Genomic DNA, 19,839 nt, shown 5'->3' with positions numbered 1-19,839 from the left:
AAGCAGCGTGCAGTCAGTTCTTCATCCGGAACTCGGCGCTCTTCGCGTGCGCCTGCAGCCCCTCGCCGTACGCGAGCTCGGATGCGATCTCGCCGAGCGTCTGCGCACCTTCGGCGCTGACCTCGATCACGCTCGAGCGCTTGATGAAGTCGTACACGCCGAGCGGCGACGAGAAGCGCGCGGTGCGCGACGTCGGCAGCACGTGGTTCGGGCCCGCGCAGTAGTCGCCGAGGCTCTCGCTCGTGTAGCGGCCGAGGAAGATCGCGCCCGCATGGCGGATCTGCTGGCCCCATTGCTGCGGCTCCAGCGCGGAAATTTCCAGGTGCTCGGGCGCGATGTCGTTCGCGATCCGGCAGGCTTCGGCCATGTCGCGCACCTTGATCAGCGCGCCGCGGCCTTCGAGCGACGCACGGATCACGTCCTGGCGCGGCATCGACGGCAGCAGCTCGGCGATCGCTTTCTCGACGCGCTCGAGGAACGCACCGTCCGGGCACAGCAGGATCGATTGCGCGAGTTCGTCGTGCTCGGCCTGCGAGAACAGGTCCATCGCCACCCAGTTCGGATCGGTCGTGCCGTCGCACAGCACGAGGATTTCCGACGGCCCGGCGATCATGTCGATGCCGACCGTACCGAACACGCGGCGCTTCGCCGACGCGACGTACGCATTGCCGGGGCCGCAGATCTTGTCGACGGCCGGCACGGTCGCCGTGCCGTATGCGAGCGCGCCGACCGCCTGCGCACCGCCGATCGTGAACACGCGATCGACGCCGCCGAGCAGCGCCGCGGCGAGCACGAGGTCGTTCTTCACGCCGTCCGGCGTCGGCACGACCATCACGATCTCGCCGACGCCCGCGACGCGCGCGGGAATCGCGTTCATCAGCACCGACGACGGATACGCGGCCTTGCCGCCCGGCACGTACAGGCCGACGCGGTCGAGCGGCGTGATCTTCTGGCCGAGCACCGTGCCGTCCGCTTCCGTGTATTGCCAGCTATGCGTGCCGCACTCGATCTTCTGCTTCTCGTGGTACGCGCGCACGCGCGCCGCAGCGGCTTCCAGCGCCGCGCGCGCCTTCGGCGCGAGGCCGTCGAGCGCCGTCTGCAGCGCGTCCTGCGGCAGCTCCAGCGCGGCGACGCTGTTCGCGCTCAGCCGGTCGAAGCGGTTCGTGTACTCGAGCACCGCGGCGTCGCCGCGCGACTTCACGTCGGCGAGGATCTGCGCGACCGATTGCTCGATCGCCGCGTCTTCGCTCGCCTCGAATGCGAGCAGCGCACGCAGCTCGGCGCCGAAGCCTTCGCTCGTCGAATCGAGCTTGCGGATGGTGATGGACATGGGAGTTCCGTTACGGTGATGCGCTCAACCGCCATTCTGCGACGCGCGTTCGAACGCGTCGAGGATCGGCTTGAGCGCCGTGCGCTTCAACTTCAGCGCAGCCTGGTTCACGACGAGGCGCGACGAGATCGCCATGATCTCCTCGACCTCGACCAGATTGTTCGCCTTCAGCGTGCCGCCCGAGCTGACGAGGTCGACGATCGCGTCGGCCAGCCCGACCAGCGGCGCAAGCTCCATCGAGCCGTACAGCTTGATCAGGTCGACGTGCACGCCCTTCGCGGCAAAGTGTTCGCGTGCGGTTTCGACGTACTTCGTCGCGACGCGCAGCCGTGCGCCCTGGCGCACGGCGCTCGCGTAGTCGAAGCCGGCCGGCACGGCCACCGACATCCGGCAGCGCGCAATGTTCAGATCGATCGGCTGGTACAGGCCCGAGCCGCCGTGTTCGACCAGCACGTCCTTGCCGGCCACGCCGAAATCGGCCGCGCCGTATTCGACATAGGTCGGCACGTCGCTCGCGCGCACGATGATCACGCGCAGGTCGGGGTTCGTCGTCGGCAGGATCAGCTTGCGCGACGTTTCCGGATCCTCGGTCACCTGCACACCGGCCGCGGCCAGAAGCGGCAGGGTTTCCTCGAAAATCCGGCCCTTCGACAGGGCGAGGGTCAGCGGCGCGGTCATGCTTGGCTCCCGGAAAGGCGGCGCACGTTCGCGCCGACGGCGGTCAGTTTGGCTTCCATGCGGTCGTAACCGCGGTCCAGGTGATAAATGCGGTCGACGAGCGTCTCGCCTTCGGCGCGCAGCCCCGCAATCACGAGGCTCGCCGACGCGCGCAGGTCGGTCGCCATCACGTTCGCGCCCGACAGCTTCTCGACACCCGTCACGAGCGCGGTGTTGCCGTCGATCGTGATGTTCGCGCCGAGCCGGTTCAGCTCCTGCACGTGCATGAAACGGTTCTCGAAAATGGTTTCGACGACCTGCGCGGTGCCCGTCGCGACCGTATTGAGGGCCATGAACTGCGCCTGCATGTCGGTCGGGAACGCTGGGTATTCCGACGTGCGGATCGTGACCGCCGACGGGCGGCGATCCATCTTCACGCGCAGCCAGCTGTCGCCTTCCTCGATCGACACGCCGGCTTCGCGCAGCTTGTCGATCACCGCGTCGAGGATGTGCGGGCGCACGCCCGTCAGCATCACGTCGCCGCCGGCCGCCGCGACCGCGCACAGGAACGTGCCGGCCTCGATGCGGTCGGGGATCACCGAATGACGCGCGCCATGCAGCCGCTCGACGCCCTGGATCACGAGGCGGTCGGTGCCGATGCCGTCGATTTTCGCGCCCATCGCGACCAGCAAGTGTGCGAGATCGCTCACTTCCGGCTCGCGCGCGGCGTTTTCGATCACCGTCTCGCCGTCGGCCAGCGTCGCGGCCATCAGCAGGTTCTCGGTGCCCGTCACCGTGATCATGTCGGTCACGATGCGCGCGCCCTTCAGGCGCTTCGCGCGGGCTTCGATGAAGCCGTGTTCGATGCTGATCTCGGCGCCCATCGCCTGCAGGCCCTTGATGTGCTGGTCGACCGGACGCGCGCCGATCGCGCAGCCGCCCGGCAGCGACACCTTCGCTTCACCGAAGCGCGCGAGCAGCGGCCCGAGCACGAGGATCGACGCACGCATCGTCTTCACGAGCTCGTACGGCGCGACGAGGTTGTCGACGCGCGACGCGTCGAGCTGCACGCGGCAACCATCCGTCTCGCTCTTCACGCCCATCTGGTTCAGCACCTTCAGCGTGGTACGCACGTCCTTCAGGTTCGGCACGTTGTCGAGATCGACCGGATCGGCCGTGAGCAGCCCCGCGCACAGGATCGGCAGCGCGGCGTTCTTCGCGCCCGACACGACGATCTCGCCCGACAGGCGGTGGCCGCCTTCGATCACGAGCTTGTCCGTCCCATGGCCATGCGATTCCCCGTTGGCGGCCGGGTGTGCCGTGGCGACGCTCTGGACGGCGTCGCGCTCGTTGACGGTGACTTGCACTCAGTGATTTCCGGTTATGCGTTCTGCCATTCGGCGGGCGTCAGCGTCTTCATGCTGAGCGCGTGAATTTCCTGTTTCATGCGATCGCCGAGCGCCGCATAGACCAGCTGGTGCCGCTGGATCGGCCGCTTGCCTTCGAAGGCCGCCGACACGATCGTCGCGAAGAAATGCTGGCCGTCGCCTTCGACTTCCAGATGCGTGCAGGCGAGACCGCCGGCGATGTATTGCTTGACCTGTTCGGGAGTCGGCAACATGGTGTAAGGCTCCTGTCGGCGCGCGCCGCCCCGATGGCGGCCGCTGCCTGTCGATATCAATGACGCAGTTTGTAGCCGGTCGCGAGCAGCCGCATCGCGATCAGCGCGAGCAGCACGAAGAAACCGGTGACGATCGCGAGGCTCGCGAACGGGTTGATGTCGGACGCGCCGAAGAACCCGAAACGGAAGCCGTCGATCATGTAGAAAAACGGATTGAGACGCGAGATCTCGCGCCACACGGGCGGCAGCGAGTGCGTCGAATAGAACACGCCGGACAGGAACGTCAGCGGCATGATCAGGAAGTTCTGGAACGCGGCGAGCTGGTCGAACTTCTCGGCCCAGATCCCGGCGATCAGGCCGAGCGTGCCGAGGATCGCCGAGCCGAGCAGCGCGAACGCAATGATGAACAGCGGCGCCGCGAAATGCATCGGGATAAACCAGATCGTCACGACGAACACGCCGGTGCCGACCGCGAGGCCGCGCACCACGGACGCGAGCACGTACGCGCCGAAGATGTCGCGGTACGACAGCGGCGGCAGCAGCATGAACACGAGGTTGCCGGTGATCTTCGACTGGATCAGCGACGACGAGCTGTTCGCGAACGCGTTCTGCAGCACGCTCATCATCACGAGGCCCGGCACGAGAAAGCTCACGTACTCGACGCCCGGATAGACCTCGACGCGGCCCGACAGCGCGTGGCCGAAGATCGTCAGGTACAGCAGCGCCGTGACGATCGGTGCGCACACCGTCTGGAACGACACCTTCCAGAAACGCAGCAATTCCTTGTAGAACAGCGTTTGAAACCCGCTCATGCCAATCCCTCGATGACGTCTGCCCCGTTCATCACCTGGACGAACACATCCTCGAGGTCGGCCTTGCGGACCTCGATCTCGTCGAACGTACAGCCCGCCGCGCGGCATTGCGCGAGGATGCGTTCGACATCGTCATAGCTCGTCAGGCGCAGCAGGTGCTCGCCCGGCGCGCGTGCGGCCGGATCGGACTCCAGCCCGCGCAGCTCGGACGGCAGCGCGCCGGTCGCGAGGCGCAGGTACAGCTGCAGCCCCGCGAAGCGGCGCAGCAGCGCATCGGTGCGATCGAGCGCGACCACTTCGCCACGGCGCAGCATCGCGATGCGGTCGCACAGCGACTCGGCTTCCTCGAGGTAATGGGTGGTCAGCACGATCGTGTGGCCCTCGCGATTCAGCCGCGAGATGAATTTCCACAACGTCTGGCGCAATTCGACGTCGACGCCGGCGGTCGGTTCGTCGAGCACGATTACCGGCGGCCGGTGCACGAGCGCCTGCGCGACCAGCACGCGGCGCTTCATCCCGCCCGACAGCGCGCGCATGTTCGCATCGGCCTTCTCGGTGAGGTCGAGATTGGCCATCACTTCGTCGATCCAGTCGTCGTTGCGGCGCAGCCCGAAATAGCCGGACTGGATCCGCAGCGTCTCGCGGACGGTGAAGAACGGATCGAACACGAGTTCCTGTGGCACGACGCCGAGTGCACGGCGCGCGCCACGGAAGTCCTTGACGACGTCGTGACCGCGCACCGAGATACTGCCTTCGTCGGCCCGGGCGAGCCCGGCGAGGATACTGATGAGCGTGGTCTTGCCTGCGCCGTTGGGGCCGAGCAGACCGAAAAACTCGCCTTCCTCGACCGACAGGCTGACGCCTTTGAGCGCCTGAAGCGATTTGTAGCGCTTCTTGACGTGACGGATTTCTATGGCTGACATGACTGTGCGCGACGCCAGGGCCGCGACGCCTATTCTGTGCTTGCTGCGAAAGAAAATGGGGGCCGGACGCCGATTGGCTGCCCCGCAAAACGCTTGATTATAGGGCAAACCGGCTGGTGGAGCCGGTGCAGGAGGCACGCGGCCTGAAGCTTGCGCGCGCCGGCTGGCGCGGCAGGCTCCGGTCGGACAGGGTCAATGTCGCCCGGTGCCTTCGATGAGCGCGTCGACGCCGTAGGCGCGCGCGAGGCTGGCGAGCTTCGGAGGGAGATTGAGGACGTCGAGGGTCGCACCGCGCGCTTTGGCGGCACGTTGCCATGCGAGCAGCACGGCGAGCGCGGACGAGTCGAACTGCGTCAGCGCTGCGCAATCGACGGCGGTCGCGCCCGCGCCGATGCGCACAAGACCGTCCGCGAGCGCGGACTTCGCACTCGCGACGGTCAGCGAGGAGCCGGCTTCGAAGCCGCTCACGACGCTTGCTTGCCAGCGGCAAGTTGCTGGTTGCGCTGCGTGAGGAACTGGATCAGGCCGTCCACGCCGCTTTGCTGGATCTTCTCGTTGAACTGCTGCTGGTACGTCTGGATCAGCCATGCGCCGAGCACGTTCAGGTCATACACCTTCCAGCCGCTCGCCGACTTGTACAGGCGGTAGTCGATCTGGACCGGCTGGCCGTTGTTCATCGCCACCGTCTTGACCACGACATCGGTGTCGGCCGGATCGGCGCGGAACGGCGGGTACTGGATCTGCTGGTCCGGCTTCAGTTGCGCCAGCGCGCCCGAATACGTGCGGATCAGCAGCAGCTTGAACTGCTCCTGAACCTGCTGCTGCTGCTCGGCCGTCGCCGTGCGCCAGTTGCGGCCCATCGCGAGCTGCGTGGTACGGCGGAAATCGGTGTACGGCAGGATGTCCTTGTTGACGATCGTGATGATGCGGTTGGTGTCGCCCTGCTTGATCGTCTGCGCCTTGACTTCGTCGAGCACCTGCTGCGTCGCGGTCTTGATCAGCGCCTGCGGGTTCGACTGGTCGACTTGCGCCTGGGCCGCGCTGCCGAACGAGAACAGCGCCGCGAAAACGGGGATCAGGAACAGTTTTTTCATCATGGTGACCTGCATATGAGTCGATGCGTAGGTTGGAGCAGGTAGCTTACGCGCAAGTTCGCGCACGCTACCGACTGAATCGTTTCCGGCTGTAACGAATGTAAATCCGTCAGTGCAGCCGGATGCTCGGGAAGCGGAACCCGCCCGGCGACGGCGGCGCCACCTGCATCGGCGGCACGGTCGTTGCGCTGGCCGGGTTCGGCGATTCGGCCGAGCCCGACGCCGGCGCGGCCACCGCCGCGCCCGATGCGCCTGCCGGCGCCGTCGCTCCGCCCGCTGCTGCCGCGCCTGCCGCCGGTGCCGCGCCGTCTTCCGGCAGGTCGTACTTCGGCAGCGCATCGTTGCTCGACGTCGCGGCGGCCTCGCCGCGCGCATTGCTGATCAGCATCTGGCGGCGTTGCAGGTACGCGTTACGTACGAACGAATACTTGTCGAGCGCCGCGGCATCCAGCACGTCGCCCGCGCCGAGCAGGTTCGAACGCGTGTTGACGAGGTTGACGCCGAACAGGCCCCAGCTCAGGCCATCCGGCTTCACGTAGGTCAGCGGGTTGCCGACGTAGTCGACGCCCAGGCCGGCCGTGTCGCGCAGCGTGCTCGGGCCGAGCAGCGGCAGCACCAGATACGGGCCCGACGGCATGCCGTAGCGGCCCATCGTGATCCCGAAGTCGGCCGTGTGCTTCGGCAGCTTCGCGATCGTCGCGACATCGAACAGGCCGCCGACGCCGAACACAGTGTTGATCACGACGCGCATGATGTCGCCGACACCGTCCGCGATCCGCAGCTGCACGATGTTGTTCGCCGCGATGTAGACGTCGCCGATGTTCGAGAAGAAGTTCGTCACGCTGTCGCGCACCGGCTGCGGCACCACGTACTGGTAGCCCTTCGCGACCGGCTTCAGCGCATACGTATCGACCGTGTCGTTGAACTTGTACATCGACCGGTTGAAGCCTTCGAGCGGATCACCCTTGGTCGGCGTCTGCACGGTCGCGCAGCCGCTCAACGCGGCGACTGCCGCTACCGCCAGTGCGGCGTGCCTGATGCGGATCGTCTGCATGGTCATTACCCTCTGTATTCTCTCGTGTGGTTATTGGGCCGCCGAACCGGACGCGGCGGACACCGCCGACGCCGGCGCCGCCACCGGTGCAGGCGCGGCCGGCGCACCGGCTGCCGGCTTCGCACCGCCCGCGTCGGCGGCCTTGCTGTACAGGAACTGGCCGATCAGGTTCTCGAGCACGATCGCCGATTGCGTCATCGTGATCGTATCGCCCGACTTCAGCATTTCGGTGTCGCCGCCCGGATCGAGGCCGATATATTGCTCGCCGAGCAGGCCCGACGTCAGGATCTTCGCCGACGAATCCTTCGGGAACTGATACTGGCCGTCGACATCGATCGTGACAAGCGCCTGGTACGTATTCGTGTCGAAGCCGATCGACTTCACGCGGCCGACCACGACGCCGGCGCTCTTCACGGCCGCACGCGGCTTCAGCCCGCCGATATTGTCGAACTTCATCCTCACCGAATAGGTCGGCTGAAACGACAGCGAGCTCATGTTGCCGACCTTCAGCGCCAGGAACAGCACCGCAAGGAAGCCCACCACCACGAACAGGCCGACCCAGAAGTCGAGAGCAGTCTTTTTCATCGTCATCCCAAAATTTGGCTTGGCTGAGGCTTAGCTGAACATCAGCGCGGTCAGCAGGAAATCGAGGCCGAGTACGGCGAGCGATGCGAACACGACCGTCTTGGTGGTCGCGCGCGACACGCCTTCGGGCGTGGGCTTCGCTTCATACCCCTGATACAGCGCAATGAAGGTCACGGCGAACCCGAACACGATGCTCTTCAGCACGCCGTTGCCGACGTCGGCCCAGACCTGCACGCCGCCCTGCATCTGCGACCAGAACGCACCCGGGTCGACGCCGATCAGCACGACGCCGACGAAGTAGCCGCCGAGCACGCCGACCGCATTGAAAATCGCCGCCAGGAGCGGCATCGCGATGATGCCCGCCCACATGCGCGGCGCGATCACGTTCTTGATCGGATCCACCGCCATCATTTCGAGCGCGGTGAGCTGCTCGCCGGCTTTCATCAGACCGATCTCGGCCGTGAGCGACGTGCCCGCGCGGCCCGCGAACAGCAGCGCGGTGACGACCGGCCCGAGTTCACGCACGAGCGACAGTGCAACCAGCAGGCCGAGCGCCTGCTCGGAACCGTAGCGGTTCAGCGTGTAATACCCCTGCAGGCCGAGCACGAAGCCGACGAACAGCCCCGACACGGCAATGATCACGAACGAATAGTTGCCGAGGAAGTGGATCTGCTTCGTGACCAGCCGCGGCCGGCGCAGCAGCGGGAAGAATTCCAGCACGAGGCGCACGAACAGCCGCGTGCCGTAGCCCGCGCGCTCGAGGCCGCCGATGACGTAACGTCCGATCGCGCTGATCATGCGCGCCCTCCGCCGAGCCCGAAATCCGCTGCGAGCGGCGGGCTCGTGTAATGAAATTTGAACGGGCCGTCCGGCGCACCGTCGATGAACTGCCGCACGCTCGGATCGGTCGATGCGCGCAGCTCGTCGGGCGTGCCCTGCGCGAGCACGCCGCCGTTGGCCAGGAAATACACGTAGTCGGCGATCGCGAACGATTCGGGTACGTCGTGCGTGACGAGGATCGACGTGGCGCCCAGCGCCTGGTTCAGCGTGCGGATCAGGTTCGCGGTGATGCCGAGCGAGATCGGATCGAGGCCCGCGAACGGCTCGTCGTACATGATGAGCTGCGGGTCGAGCGCGATCGCGCGTGCCAGCGCGATACGGCGCGCCATCCCGCCCGACACCTCGGACGGCATCAGGTCGCGCGCGCCGCGCAGCCCGACCGCGTTGAGCTTCATCAGCACGAGGTCGCGGATCAGGTCTTCGGGCAGGTCGGTATGCTCGCGCAGCGCGAACGCGACGTTCTCGAACACCGACATGTCGGTGAACAGCGCGCCGAACTGGAACAGCATGCCCATCTTGCGGCGCAGCGCGTACAGGCCGTCGCGCGTTTGCGCGCCGACATCGGCGCCGTCGAACAGCACCTGGCCGCGGCGCGCACGCACGAGGCCGCCGATCAGGCGCAGCACGGTCGTCTTGCCGCAACCCGACCCGCCCATGACCGCGACCACCTGCCCGCGCCCGAAGCGCAGGTTCAGGTTGGACAGGACGAGGCGGTCGCCGTAGCCAAAGTCGACGTCGCGAAGTTCCAGCAGTGTCTCGGTAGGAGTGGGGCTCACGGAGCTGACAGTCCTTTTACGCAGAACGCCGAATTATAGGGCCTGCCTTGGAATGATGTCGTGACGCCGCTTCAGCCCCTCCGGTCAATGATTGTCAAATTGTCCGGGAAAACATTGTTGCAACGCAGCAATGGCGGCCCGATAGTCGGCCGCCCCCGTCACCGCGCTGACCACCGCGACACTGCCGACGCCCGTTGCCAGTACGGCCGGCAGCGCGTCGAGCCCCACCCCGCCGATCGCGACGAGCGGCGCCCGCGCGCCCGCGAAGCGCGCATAACGGGCGATCCGCGCGAGGCCCTGTGGCGGCGCAGCAACGGCCTTGGTCGCGGTTGCGTACACGGGGCCGAGCGCGAGGTAACTCGGGCGCTCGTGCAGCGCTCGCAACATTTCGTAATAACCGTGGCTCGAAAGTCCGAGCCGCAGGCCCGCGCGCGCGATCGCGGCCAGATCGGCCGTTTCGAGGTCTTCCTGGCCCAGATGAACGCCGTACGCCCCTTCTTCTACGGCGATCTGCCAGTGATCGTTGATGAACACGCGCGCATCCGGATAGCGGCGCCCGGCCGCGACCGCGCGCGCGATGTCCCGCCGCAAGGCGTCCGGCGTTGCGCCTTTCACACGCAGCTGCACGGTCCGCACGCCGCAATCGAGCACGCGCTCGACCCATTCGGCGTCCGGCACGACCGGATAAAGGCCAAGTTGCGCGGGGCACGGCGCGAATGCCGGTTCGGGCGCGGCCGGCAACCCGGCGACACGCGGGAACCGCGCGGCATCGACCGGCCACGCATCGGCGGCGCGCGTTTCGTCGCCGTCGCGCCAGGCCAGCGCCAGCACCAGCGCATCGACCGGCGCAAAGCCGCAATCGAGGAACGCGGCGAGCGCAGCGATCCAGTCGTCCGCGAGCGGATGCGCGGCGTCGAGCGCGTGGCGCGCGCCCGCCGTGTGCAGCACCGCGCCCTGCTCGTCGAATTCGATCGCGACCGCGCCCGGCGCCGCGGGCCGCGATGCGGCCGACGCACGCGCCTGCGCGGCGCGGTCGCCGGCCGATACGATCAGCACGTCGCCGTCGGCCGGCGCGTCGGGCACCGCGACGCAGAGCCGCCACGGCGCGGCGCCGCCAGGCCAGTCGCCGAGCCGGGCGCGAATCCGTTCGGCCGCTTCGGCCAGTTCGTCGGCCGGCGGCCAGAATGCATCCGCGAAACGCGTGCTCATGCGCCGCCCCCGTCCTGGTGCCAGAACGGCATCCCGACGACCGGCGTGCTCGCGTGCGCGGTCTCGCGCGCGTCCATCGGCCCGGCGAGATATGCGGCACGGCCGGCCTCGACCCCCTGCGCAAACGCGCGCGCCATGATCTCGGGGTGCGTGGCCTGCGACACGGCGGTGTTCAGCAACACGCCGTCGAAGCCCCACTCCATCACCTGGCACGCGTGCGACGGCACGCCGAGCCCCGCATCGACGATCAGCGGCACGTCGGGCAGCCGCTCGCGCAGCACGCGCAGGCCGTACGGGTTCACGACGCCCTTGCCCGTGCCGATCGGCGCGCCCCACGGCATCAGCGCCTCGCAGCCGACGTCGAGCAGGCGCCGGCCGATCACCAGATCCTCGGTGCAGTACGGCAGCACCTTGAAACCGTCCTTGACCAGTTGCGCGGCCGCTTCGATCAGGCCGACCGGGTCGGGCTGCAGCGTGTAGTCGTCGCCGATCAGTTCGAGCTTGATCCAGTCGGTGCCGAACACCTCGCGCGCCATGTGCGCGGTCGTCACGGCTTCGGCGACGGTCTGGCAGCCGGCCGTGTTCGGCAGCAGCGGCACCGCGTGGCGCTTGAGCAGGTCGAAGAAGCCGGCTTCGGCCGTACCGCCCGTCATCTGGCGGCGCAGCGCGACCGTCACCATCCCCGGCCGCGACGCGGCGATCGAATCGGACAGCGACTGCAGCGACGGATAGCGCGACGTGCCGATCAGCACGCGGCTTGCGAAGGTTTCGCCGTACAGCGTCAACGCGTCGGCGGAGGTGTGGGACGTCATGTCGTTTTCCTGGAAGAGCGGGGACGATCCGGCGGCGCTCAGCCGCCCGCGACGGGGTGCACGACGTCGAGCTTGTCGCCCGCCGCGAGTGCGCGCGCCGCGTGCTGCGTGCGCGCGACGAAGTTGCCGTTCAGCGCGACCGCGTACGGCGGACGCGCGCCGTACGCGGCGAGCGCGTCGGACACCGTTGCGCCGTCGGGCAACGTCAGGGTCTGTTGGTTGATCTGGATATCCATGAGGCTTCGTCGAATTCGGTCGGCGGCGCGCGTCAGGCCGGCTGGCGCGCGTCGTTGCGGTGATGAAGGAGCGTCGGCCAGCGCGCCGCGTCGCGCCACGCGGCAAACGCGTCGGCGTCGCCGAACGCGCCGCCCAGCGCGGCTTCGGCGACCGCAACCGCCGCGTGCGCGACTTCCGGCGCGATCATGAAGCCGTGCCGGTACAGGCCGTTGACGGCAAGCGTCGACGCGCCGTCCCAGATCACCGCCGGGCGATGATCGGGCAGCGTCGGCCGGCACTGCGCATTGAGCTCGAGGATGCGTGCCTCGCCGAACGCCGGATGCACGGAGAACGCCGCGCTCAGCAGTTCGAGCGCGGAGCGCACGCTGACGGGCGACATGTCCTCGCCCTCCACTTCGGTCGCGCCGATCACATAGAGATCGTCCTGCTTCGGTGCGATGTACAGCGGGTAGCGCGGATGCAGCAGCCGCACGGGCCGGGTGAGCCCGATGCCGGGCGCGCGCACGCGCGCGACTTCGCCGCGGATGCCGCGCAACGCGGGCAGCGCGGGTTTCGCGCCCAGCCCGCGGCAATCGATCGTGAAATGCGCGGCGGGCAGGTTCGCGTCGTCGATCGTGACGTGCCAGTGCAGGTCGACGCCGCGTTCGACGAGGCCGGCCGCGAGCGCCCGCAGCGCCTGGCGATTGTCGAGCTGGCCTTCGTTCGGCAGCAGCAGGCCGCGCGCGAAGCGGCCCGCGAGCACCGGCTCGGCCGCATCGACCTGCGCGCCGGCGAGCGTCACGAACCCGCTGTCGAACAGGTCGGCCGGCGCGTTCGCGCGCACGCGCCGCTCGAACAACGGCGCCTCCGCACGATCCGCGTGATGCCAGACGACGAGCGTGCCGTGATGCTGGAAGAAGACGGGTTCCGGCAGTTCCGCGAGCCACTGCGGCCAGCGCGCGAGCGACGCTGCGCCGAGCTCGGTGATCAGCAGCTCCGCGCTCGCCGCTTCAGCGAGCGGCGCGAGCATCGCAGCCGCGATCCACGCGGCCGACTGTTCGCCGTCCGGGCCGCCGCGCTCGTAAAGCGCGACACGATGCCCGTCGCCTGCGAGCCGCCATGCGATCAGGCGGCCGACGAGGCCGCCGCCGAGCACCGCGAAGTCGGGTCGGGAATCCCGGGCGTTCATCGCGCACCCTCCGCGCAAGCGCGCACGACGAACGTCGATGCGCACGCGCACGCGCCGCCGTGCGCGAACGCACGCGACATCGGGCCGGGAACCATGCAAAAGACTGAAGATTGTGCGGTCATCATTCCTTCCGTAACGCGCAAAGCGCGTACCCAAAAGGACGAAACCGGCAGCAAAGGCCGGCCGGGCGGGACAAGGGCGCTGACCATGTGGGATGGCAGCCAGCGCGACCCGGCGGGATCAGAAACTTCCCTCGCCGGTATTACCCGGATCGGGTGCGAAGGGTCTTTCTCAGCCTCATCGCGCTGCCTGGAACATCTGCCGGCCGCGCCACAAAGCACCCCTGTTTCGTCGTCGGCCATTAGACCATAAAAGCGGAAAGCGCCGCAAACTGTCCCCCTTGCGGCAAATTCGCCGTCGTGCCGCGCCGCTCTGGCACAATGCCCGCAGGCCGGCCGCGCGAGCGGCCGGTTGCCGCGTCACCGCCGGCCTTAAGTGCCGTTTAAGACGCGCGGGCGACCATCCGGACGCCCGCCGTCAGTCGGCGCCGCGTCCCGGCATGCCGTATCGCGGCGCGCGCCCGGCTTCGCCCGGCCCGCGCGCCGGCTACTCATCAGGAAGCACATGACCCAATCGATCGATCCCGTCCGCTCCGCCTCCGACGCGCCGCAGGACGAGCGCCCGGTATCCGCATGGAGCCTCATCAAGCCCTACTGGGTATCGTCCGAATGGAAAATCGCATGGGGCCTGCTGGTCTCGATCATCGCGATCAACCTCTGCGTGGTCTGGATCAACGTCCGGCTGAACAAGTGGAACGCGGAGTTCTACAACGCGCTGCAGTCGAAGGACGTTCACGACTTCCCGAACCTGCTGATGCAGTTCTCCGCGCTCGCGTTCGCCTTCATCATCCTCGCCGTGTACGGCCGCTACCTGCGGCAGATGCTCGGCTTCCGCTGGCGCCAGTGGCTCACCGACCGCTTTCTCGGCCAGTGGCTCGGCGATCGCGCGTTCTACCGGATCGAACGTGACCGCCTCGCCGACAACCCCGACCAGCGGATCACCGACGACCTCCAGTCGTTCGCGACGACCACCCTCGCGCTGTCGCTCGACCTGCTGTCGACGGTCGTCACGCTCGTGTCGTTCATCACGATCCTGTGGTCGCTCGCCGGCGCGCTGACGATCTCGCTCGGCGCGACGCCGATCGCGATCCCCGGCTACATGGTGTGGGCGGCCGCGCTGTACGCGGTGATCGGCTCGCTGATCATCCAGAAGGTCGGCCATCCGCTCGTGTCGATCAACTACCAGCAGCAGCGCGTCGAGGCCGACTTCCGCTTCGGGCTGATCCGCGTGCGCGAGAACGCCGAGCAGATCGCGTTCTACGACGGCGAGAAGACCGAGACCGGCAACGCGCAAAACCTCTTCTTGCGCATCCGCGACAACTGGTGGCGCGTGATGAAGTACACGAAGCGGCTCACGTTCGTGCTGAGCTTCTACGGGCAGATTGCGATCATCTTCCCGCTCGTCGTCGCCGCACCGCGCTATTTCGCGGGCGCGTTCTCGTTCGGCGTCCTGATGCAGATCTCGTCCGCGTTCGGCACCGTCAGCGATTCGTTCTCGTGGTTCATCAACAGCTACTCGACCCTCGTCGAATGGCGCGCCACCGTCAACCGTCTGCGCGAATTCAAGCGCGTGATGGGCACGTCGCACCTGAAGGAAAGCCTGTCGCCCGCGACCGAGCACGGCGGCATCAACCTGCACTACGTCGACGACACGACGCTGTCGACGTCGTCGCTCAAGCTCGCGCTGCCGAACGGCAACGCGCTCGCGAACATCGGCAGCGTCACGATCGAGCCCGGCTCGCGCTGGCTCGTGATCGGCAAGTCGGGTTCCGGCAAGAGCACGTTCATGCGCGCGCTCGCGGGCCTGTGGCCGTTCGGCGACGGCGCGATCGATGCGCCGGTCGGCGCGCGGATGATGTTCGTGCCGCAGACGAGCTATCTGCCGATCGGCACGCTGAAGGCCGCGCTCACCTATCCGGCGACGGCCGACGCGTTCAGCGACGAAGCCTGCCGCGACGCGCTGCGCGCATGCCGCCTCGAGGATTACGTCGAGCGCCTCGGCGAGACCGCGCACTGGACCCGCGTGCTGTCGCCGGGCGAACAGCAGCGCCTGGCCGGCGCACGCGTGCTGCTGCACAAACCCGACTTCCTGTTCCTCGACGAAGCGACGAGCGCGCTCGACGCCGACAACGAGGCACGCCTCTACCACCTGTTCGCCGAACGGCTGCCGAAGGCCGCGATCGTCAGCATCGCGCACCGCGAGTCGCTGGCCGCGTTCCACGTCGGCACGATCAACGTCGAGCGCGTGAACGACAGCGACAAGGTCGCCGCGTAAGCGCACGCGCCGCGCGCGGAGCGCGCTGATCACCGGCGCCGGTTCGGGGATCGGCGCGGCGTGCGCGCGGCGGCTCACGGCTCGTCGCGCCCGGCATGGCATTGGCGCTGCATGCGCGCAACGCGGACAAAGCGGCACGCGCCCGGCTCGCCGAAGTCGAAGTCGCCCGCGCGTACACCGCGGCCGGCGCGGTGTGCATCACACTCTCCAGCGATCTTGGTGAACCCGGGCGGGCAATGTCGATGGGGTCGGGGAAGGTGGTGACGGATCTCGTCACCGGGAGAGAATCGAAGCTCGATCCATCGGGATAGACGCTCACCCGCCACGGGTAGCAGGCCGGACGTCGCGCGACGTCGCCGAACCGATGCAGCGGCAAGCCCGCCTGCCGCATGACAAGGATGGCGGCCGGCCTTCGCCGGGCCTCGCCGGAACGGCTCAACCCGCTGCCGCGCCGTCCGCCCGTGCAATCGGCGCCGACACGATCGGCCGATGCGACACCCCTTCGTGCGACAACCGGCTTTCGAACAGCGTGAGCGCGTCGAACCGCAGCGCAACCGGCCGCTTCACCGCACCGCCGTGCGCCGGCTGCCCGACCGCATCGTGCGGCAGCCGCGCGAGCGTCACGTGCGGACGGAACGGCCGCCGATCCGCCGGTACGCCGAGCTCGCGCAGCTTCGCGGACAGCGCGACATTCAACGCCGCACACGCCGGCTCGGCGGCCAGTTCCGCGACGATCAGCCGCGCGCGCGGCAGGCTCGGCCACCACGCGATCCGTTCGACCGGCACCAACGGCAGCGCATGCGCGGCCGCGAGCGCCGGCAGGTACGCGGCCAGCGCGTCGCAGCACGCCCGCTCGATCGCGCCGACGAACGCGAGCGTCACATGCAGTTGCGCGGGCAGCGGACGCCGCGCGCCACGGGTAACCGGCAACGCATGCAGCGCGTCGCGCGATGCCACATCGGGCATCAGCGCGACGAACACGCGCAGCCGGTCGCCGTTCATGACTCGCGCACCACCGCACGCGGCACGCTGTCGGCATCGGCCACGGCCGGACGCTGCGGCAGCGGGCCATGCTCGCCCCACACGTCGGTCGGCAGCACGTTCGCGAGTTCCGGAATCGTGTTGCGCGTGAACACCGGATCGGCAACGCCTGCCGCGCGCTGGCGGCGATAGTCGGCCCACGCGGCGTGCGCATACTTGCCGAGCGCGAGGATCGCGATCAGGTTGATGATCGCCATCAGCCCCATGCTCGTATCGGCCATCGCCCACACGAGCGGCAATTGCCCGACGCTGCCGAACATCACCATGCCGAGCACCGCGATGCGGAACAGCGGCAGCACGCCGCGCCGCTTTGTGATGAATTCGACGTTGCCTTCCGCATACGCGTAGTTGCCGATCACCGACGAGTACGCGAAGAAGAAGATCGCGAACGCCATGTAGATGCCGCCCCAGCCGCCGACGTGGCTCGCGATTGCGCGCTGCGTGAGCGCCGCGCCTTCCATGCCGGTGCCCAGTTCGTACTGGCCCGACAGCAGGATCACGAAGGCGGTCGCGCTGCAGATCACGATCGTGTCGACGAATACGCCGAGCATCTGGATCAGCCCCTGCACGACCGGATGCCGCGTGCTGGCGGTCGCCGCCGCATTCGGCGCGCTGCCCATGCCGGCCTCGTTCGAGAACAGCCCGCGCTTCACGCCCATCGCGACCGCCTGGCTGACCGCATAGCCCGTCAGGCCGCCAGCTGCCTGCTCGAGACCGAACGCGCTCTTCACGATCAATTCGATCACGCCCGGCACCAGCGCGATGTGCGTCGCGACCGCATAGACCGCGAGCGCGAGGTAGCCGATGGCCATCAGCGGCACGATCACCTGCGCAACCGCCGCGATCCGGCGGATCCCGCCGAAGATGATCGGCGCGGTCAGCAGCACGAGACCGAGACCGACGCTCGCGCGGCTCCAGCCGAACGACGTGTCGAACGCATCGGCGATCGCGTTGGCCTGCACCGCGTTGAACACGAAGCCGAACGCGAGGATCAGCGACAGCGAGAACAGCACGCCGAAGCCGCGCGAGCGCAGGCCCGTCTGGATGTAGTACGCGGGGCCGCCGCGATAGCTGCCGTCCGGGTGCGACACCTTGAAGATCTGCGCGAGCGTCGCCTCGACGAACGCGGACGACATCCCGACGAGCGCCGTCATCCACATCCAGAAGATCGCGCCCGGCCCGCCGACCGTCAGCGCGACCGCGACGCCGGCGATGTTGCCGGTGCCCACGCGGCTCGCGAGCCCGGTCGCGAACGCCTGGAACGACGAGATGCTGCCCGGCTCGCCCTTGCTGCCGACCAGCTTCATGCTGAGGAACAGCGCCTTCAGCTGGATCATCCGGAACCGCAGCGTGAACCACGCGCCCACGCCGAGCAGCAGCGCAATCAGCACGTAGTTCCACAACACGCCGTTGACGGCGTCGATCAGCCCTTGCACGAGTGCTTCCATCCAGAATCCTTGTAAATAGGGTCAGTCATATGTGATGGCCGCTCGCTTCACGGCCGGAGGGGCGACATGATATGACAATTTGCAAGGATCATTACAAAAACGAAAGATTTGAGATACCGGGAAATCGCCGCCGGATGTGATCAGATTAGGCGACGCTTCGCGAAATTGCGGGGGCAGCAGGATCTCGAAGCCGCGACACCGAGCTCTGTCGCGATGCGCGCGGCGCGGTAGCAGCGCGTCGAAACGCCAGGCGCTCGCCCGCTACGGAGCGCGCTGCGCACGCGCGATACGACACCGAATCGCACGCATAAAAAAAACCGGGCGCCCTTTCGGACGCCCGGTTTCTACGACGGCTACCGACCTGCGCTTATCGCGGCAGGCTCGAATGCCCCATCAGGTACGCATCGACCGACCGCGCACACTGGCGGCCTTCGCGGATCGCCCACACGACGAGCGACTGGCCACGGCGCATGTCGCCCGCCGCGAACACCTTGTCGACCGACGTGTAGTACGAGCGATCGCCTTCGGTTGCCGCGCGCGCATTGCCACGCGCATCCTTCGCGACGCCGAACGCTTCGAGCACGGGCGCTGCCGGCTGCGTGAAGCCCATCGCGAGCAGCACGAGGTCGGCCTTCATCTCGAACTCGGAGCCCGGCACTTCCTGCATCTTGCCGTCCTTCCACTCGACGCGCACTGCGATCAGCTTCTCGACCTTGCCGTTCTTGCCTTCGAGGCGCTTCGTCGCGACCGCCCAGTCACGCTCGCAGCCTTCCTCGTGCGACGACGACGTGCGCAGCTTGATCGGCCAGTACGGCCACACGAGCGGCTTGTTTTCCTCTTCCGGCGGCTGCGGCAGCAGCTCGAACTGCGTGACCTGCTTCGCGCCGTGACGGTTCGACGTGCCGACGCAGTCGGAACCCGTATCGCCGCCACCGATCACGATCACGTGCTTGCCCTTCGCGAGCAGCTGGTCGACCAGCTTGTCACCCGCGTTCACGCGGTTCTGCTGCGGCAGGAAGTCCATCGCGTAATGCACGCCCGCGAGTTCGCGCCCCGGCACCGGCAGGTCGCGCGGCGTTTCCGAACCGCCGGCGATCACGACCGCATCGAATTCTTCCTTCAGCGTCTCCGGCGAGATGGTTTCCTTCGCGAGGCTGCCGATCGACTCGGGCAGCGGATCCTTGCCGATGAACACGCTGGTGCGGAACGTCACGCCTTCCGCTTCCATCTGGCGCATGCGGCGGTCGATCAGCCACTTCTCCAGCTTGAAGTCGGGAATCCCGTAACGCAGCAGGCCGCCGACGCGGTCGTTCTTCTCGAACACCGTCACGTCGTGGCCGGCACGCGCGAGCTGCTGCGCGGCGGCGAGGCCCGCGGGGCCCGAACCGACGACCGCGACCTTCTTGCCCGTCTTGTGCTCGGCCGGCAGCGGCTTCACCCAGCCTTCCGCCCAGGCCTTGTCGATGATCGCGTGCTCGATCGACTTGATGCCGACCGGATCGTCGTTGATCCCGAGCGTGCATGCCGACTCGCACGGCGCCGGGCAGATGCGGCCCGTGAATTCCGGGAAGTTGTTGGTCGAGTGCAGGACTTCGATCGCCTGCTGCCAGTCCTGACGGTAAACGAGATCGTTGAAGTCCGGAATGATGTTGTTGACCGGGCAGCCGTTGTTGCAGAACGGGATGCCGCAATCCATGCAGCGCGCGCCCTGGACCTTCGCGTCCGCGTCGGTCAGTGCCGCGACGAATTCCTTGTAGTGCTTCACGCGCGTGAGCGGTGCTTCGTACGCCTCGTGGCGGCGTTCGAACTCCAGAAAACCGGTTGCCTTGCCCATAAGG

At 67.7% G+C, this 19,839-nt stretch carries 20 protein-coding genes, 1 pseudogene and 1 riboswitch; of the genes and pseudogenes, 2 read left to right on the top strand and 19 right to left on the bottom strand.

The genetic code is table 11. The annotated features are described in order from the left end of the window. Window positions 1-13: 13 nt before the first annotated feature. The 16 genes from hisD to ACN8ZM_RS01835 all read right to left on the bottom strand — a co-directional run bounded on the left by hisD (window position 14) and on the right by ACN8ZM_RS01835 (window position 13,118). Entirely contained in the window at window positions 14-1,330 is a 1,317-nt protein-coding gene (hisD, locus tag ACN8ZM_RS01910) for a histidinol dehydrogenase (RefSeq protein ID WP_089449772.1), read from the bottom strand. A gap of 24 nt (window positions 1,331-1,354) precedes the next feature. Next, entirely contained in the window at window positions 1,355-2,008 is a 654-nt protein-coding gene (gene hisG / locus ACN8ZM_RS01905) for an ATP phosphoribosyltransferase (protein WP_043191773.1), read from the bottom strand. Then, window positions 2,005-3,354: a UDP-N-acetylglucosamine 1-carboxyvinyltransferase gene (gene murA, locus ACN8ZM_RS01900; RefSeq protein ID WP_420210465.1), complete on the bottom strand. Its 1,350-nt coding sequence runs from the start codon at window positions 3,352-3,354 to the stop codon at window positions 2,005-2,007. Before murA ends, hisG begins: the two co-directional genes overlap by 4 nt. Window positions 3,355-3,368: 14 nt before the next feature. Then, entirely contained in the window at window positions 3,369-3,608 is a 240-nt protein-coding gene (locus ACN8ZM_RS01895; RefSeq protein WP_006477131.1) for a BolA family protein, read from the bottom strand. A gap of 56 nt (window positions 3,609-3,664) precedes the next feature. After that, the gene (locus tag ACN8ZM_RS01890; protein WP_011350723.1) at window positions 3,665-4,420 is read right to left on the bottom strand and encodes an ABC transporter permease; all 756 of its coding nucleotides are present in this window, start codon (window positions 4,418-4,420) and stop codon (window positions 3,665-3,667) included. Next, complete coding sequence (locus ACN8ZM_RS01885; protein ID WP_011350722.1) at window positions 4,417-5,343, bottom strand: ABC transporter ATP-binding protein; 927 nt, start codon at window positions 5,341-5,343, stop codon at window positions 4,417-4,419. Before ACN8ZM_RS01885 ends, ACN8ZM_RS01890 begins: the two co-directional genes overlap by 4 nt. A gap of 192 nt (window positions 5,344-5,535) precedes the next feature. Continuing rightward, entirely contained in the window at window positions 5,536-5,811 is a 276-nt protein-coding gene (locus ACN8ZM_RS01880; RefSeq protein WP_420210464.1) for an STAS domain-containing protein, read from the bottom strand. Continuing rightward, the gene (locus ACN8ZM_RS01875) at window positions 5,808-6,437 is read right to left on the bottom strand and encodes an MlaC/ttg2D family ABC transporter substrate-binding protein (RefSeq protein ID WP_043191921.1); all 630 of its coding nucleotides are present in this window, start codon (window positions 6,435-6,437) and stop codon (window positions 5,808-5,810) included. Before ACN8ZM_RS01875 ends, ACN8ZM_RS01880 begins: the two co-directional genes overlap by 4 nt. Window positions 6,438-6,546: 109 nt before the next feature. Then, the gene (locus tag ACN8ZM_RS01870) at window positions 6,547-7,491 is read right to left on the bottom strand and encodes an MlaA family lipoprotein (protein WP_043191923.1); all 945 of its coding nucleotides are present in this window, start codon (window positions 7,489-7,491) and stop codon (window positions 6,547-6,549) included. Between the two features lie 30 nt (window positions 7,492-7,521). Next, complete coding sequence (mlaD, locus tag ACN8ZM_RS01865) at window positions 7,522-8,082, bottom strand: outer membrane lipid asymmetry maintenance protein MlaD (protein ID WP_043191782.1); 561 nt, start codon at window positions 8,080-8,082, stop codon at window positions 7,522-7,524. A gap of 24 nt (window positions 8,083-8,106) precedes the next feature. Then, on the bottom strand, window positions 8,107-8,874 hold the full coding sequence (gene mlaE / locus ACN8ZM_RS01860) for a lipid asymmetry maintenance ABC transporter permease subunit MlaE (RefSeq protein WP_006477137.1): 768 nt from the start codon (window positions 8,872-8,874) through the stop codon (window positions 8,107-8,109). Beyond that, on the bottom strand, window positions 8,871-9,692 hold the full coding sequence (locus ACN8ZM_RS01855) for an ABC transporter ATP-binding protein (protein ID WP_006477138.1): 822 nt from the start codon (window positions 9,690-9,692) through the stop codon (window positions 8,871-8,873). Before ACN8ZM_RS01855 ends, mlaE begins: the two co-directional genes overlap by 4 nt. Before the next feature lie 84 nt (window positions 9,693-9,776). Further along, window positions 9,777-10,901, bottom strand: a complete 1,125-nt coding sequence (thiE, locus tag ACN8ZM_RS01850; RefSeq protein ID WP_420210463.1) for a thiamine phosphate synthase — start codon at window positions 10,899-10,901, stop codon at window positions 9,777-9,779. Then, entirely contained in the window at window positions 10,898-11,713 is an 816-nt protein-coding gene (locus tag ACN8ZM_RS01845) for a thiazole synthase (protein WP_043191787.1), read from the bottom strand. Before ACN8ZM_RS01845 ends, thiE begins: the two co-directional genes overlap by 4 nt. A 38-nt stretch (window positions 11,714-11,751) precedes the next feature. Then, window positions 11,752-11,949, bottom strand: a complete 198-nt coding sequence (thiS, locus tag ACN8ZM_RS01840) for a sulfur carrier protein ThiS (protein WP_043191789.1) — start codon at window positions 11,947-11,949, stop codon at window positions 11,752-11,754. Between the two features lie 32 nt (window positions 11,950-11,981). Then, the gene (locus ACN8ZM_RS01835; protein ID WP_420210462.1) at window positions 11,982-13,118 is read right to left on the bottom strand and encodes an FAD-dependent oxidoreductase; all 1,137 of its coding nucleotides are present in this window, start codon (window positions 13,116-13,118) and stop codon (window positions 11,982-11,984) included. A 231-nt stretch (window positions 13,119-13,349) separates the two neighbouring features. After that, window positions 13,350-13,473, bottom strand: a riboswitch (TPP riboswitch). Window positions 13,474-13,742: 269 nt separating this feature from the next. Between ACN8ZM_RS01835 and ACN8ZM_RS01830 the strand changes: the two genes are divergently transcribed. Both ACN8ZM_RS01830 and ACN8ZM_RS01825 read left to right on the top strand, forming a co-directional pair. After that, window positions 13,743-15,512, top strand: coding sequence for an ABC transporter ATP-binding protein/permease (locus ACN8ZM_RS01830; RefSeq protein WP_420210461.1), 1,770 nt, complete (start codon window positions 13,743-13,745; stop codon window positions 15,510-15,512). A 25-nt stretch (window positions 15,513-15,537) separates the two neighbouring features. Then, window positions 15,538-15,748, top strand: a pseudogene (locus tag ACN8ZM_RS01825) (short-chain dehydrogenase); the annotation flags it as partial. 199 nt (window positions 15,749-15,947) lie between these two features. Here ACN8ZM_RS01825 and thpR read toward each other — a convergent pair. The 3 genes from thpR to ACN8ZM_RS01810 all read right to left on the bottom strand — a co-directional run bounded on the left by thpR (window position 15,948) and on the right by ACN8ZM_RS01810 (window position 19,835). Next, window positions 15,948-16,514: an RNA 2',3'-cyclic phosphodiesterase gene (gene thpR, locus ACN8ZM_RS01820; RefSeq protein ID WP_043191798.1), complete on the bottom strand. Its 567-nt coding sequence runs from the start codon at window positions 16,512-16,514 to the stop codon at window positions 15,948-15,950. Beyond that, window positions 16,511-18,001, bottom strand: a complete 1,491-nt coding sequence (locus ACN8ZM_RS01815; RefSeq protein ID WP_089449767.1) for an alanine/glycine:cation symporter family protein — start codon at window positions 17,999-18,001, stop codon at window positions 16,511-16,513. Before ACN8ZM_RS01815 ends, thpR begins: the two co-directional genes overlap by 4 nt. Window positions 18,002-18,368: 367 nt before the next feature. Continuing rightward, entirely contained in the window at window positions 18,369-19,835 is a 1,467-nt protein-coding gene (locus ACN8ZM_RS01810) for a glutamate synthase subunit beta (protein WP_043191801.1), read from the bottom strand. Window positions 19,836-19,839: the final 4 nt, after the last annotated feature.

The organism is Burkholderia aenigmatica (assembly GCF_048627025.1).
Lineage (GTDB): Bacteria > Pseudomonadota > Gammaproteobacteria > Burkholderiales > Burkholderiaceae > Burkholderia > Burkholderia aenigmatica.
Note: the sequence above shows the minus strand (reverse complement) of the source record. Positions and strands in the feature narration are given on the sequence as shown.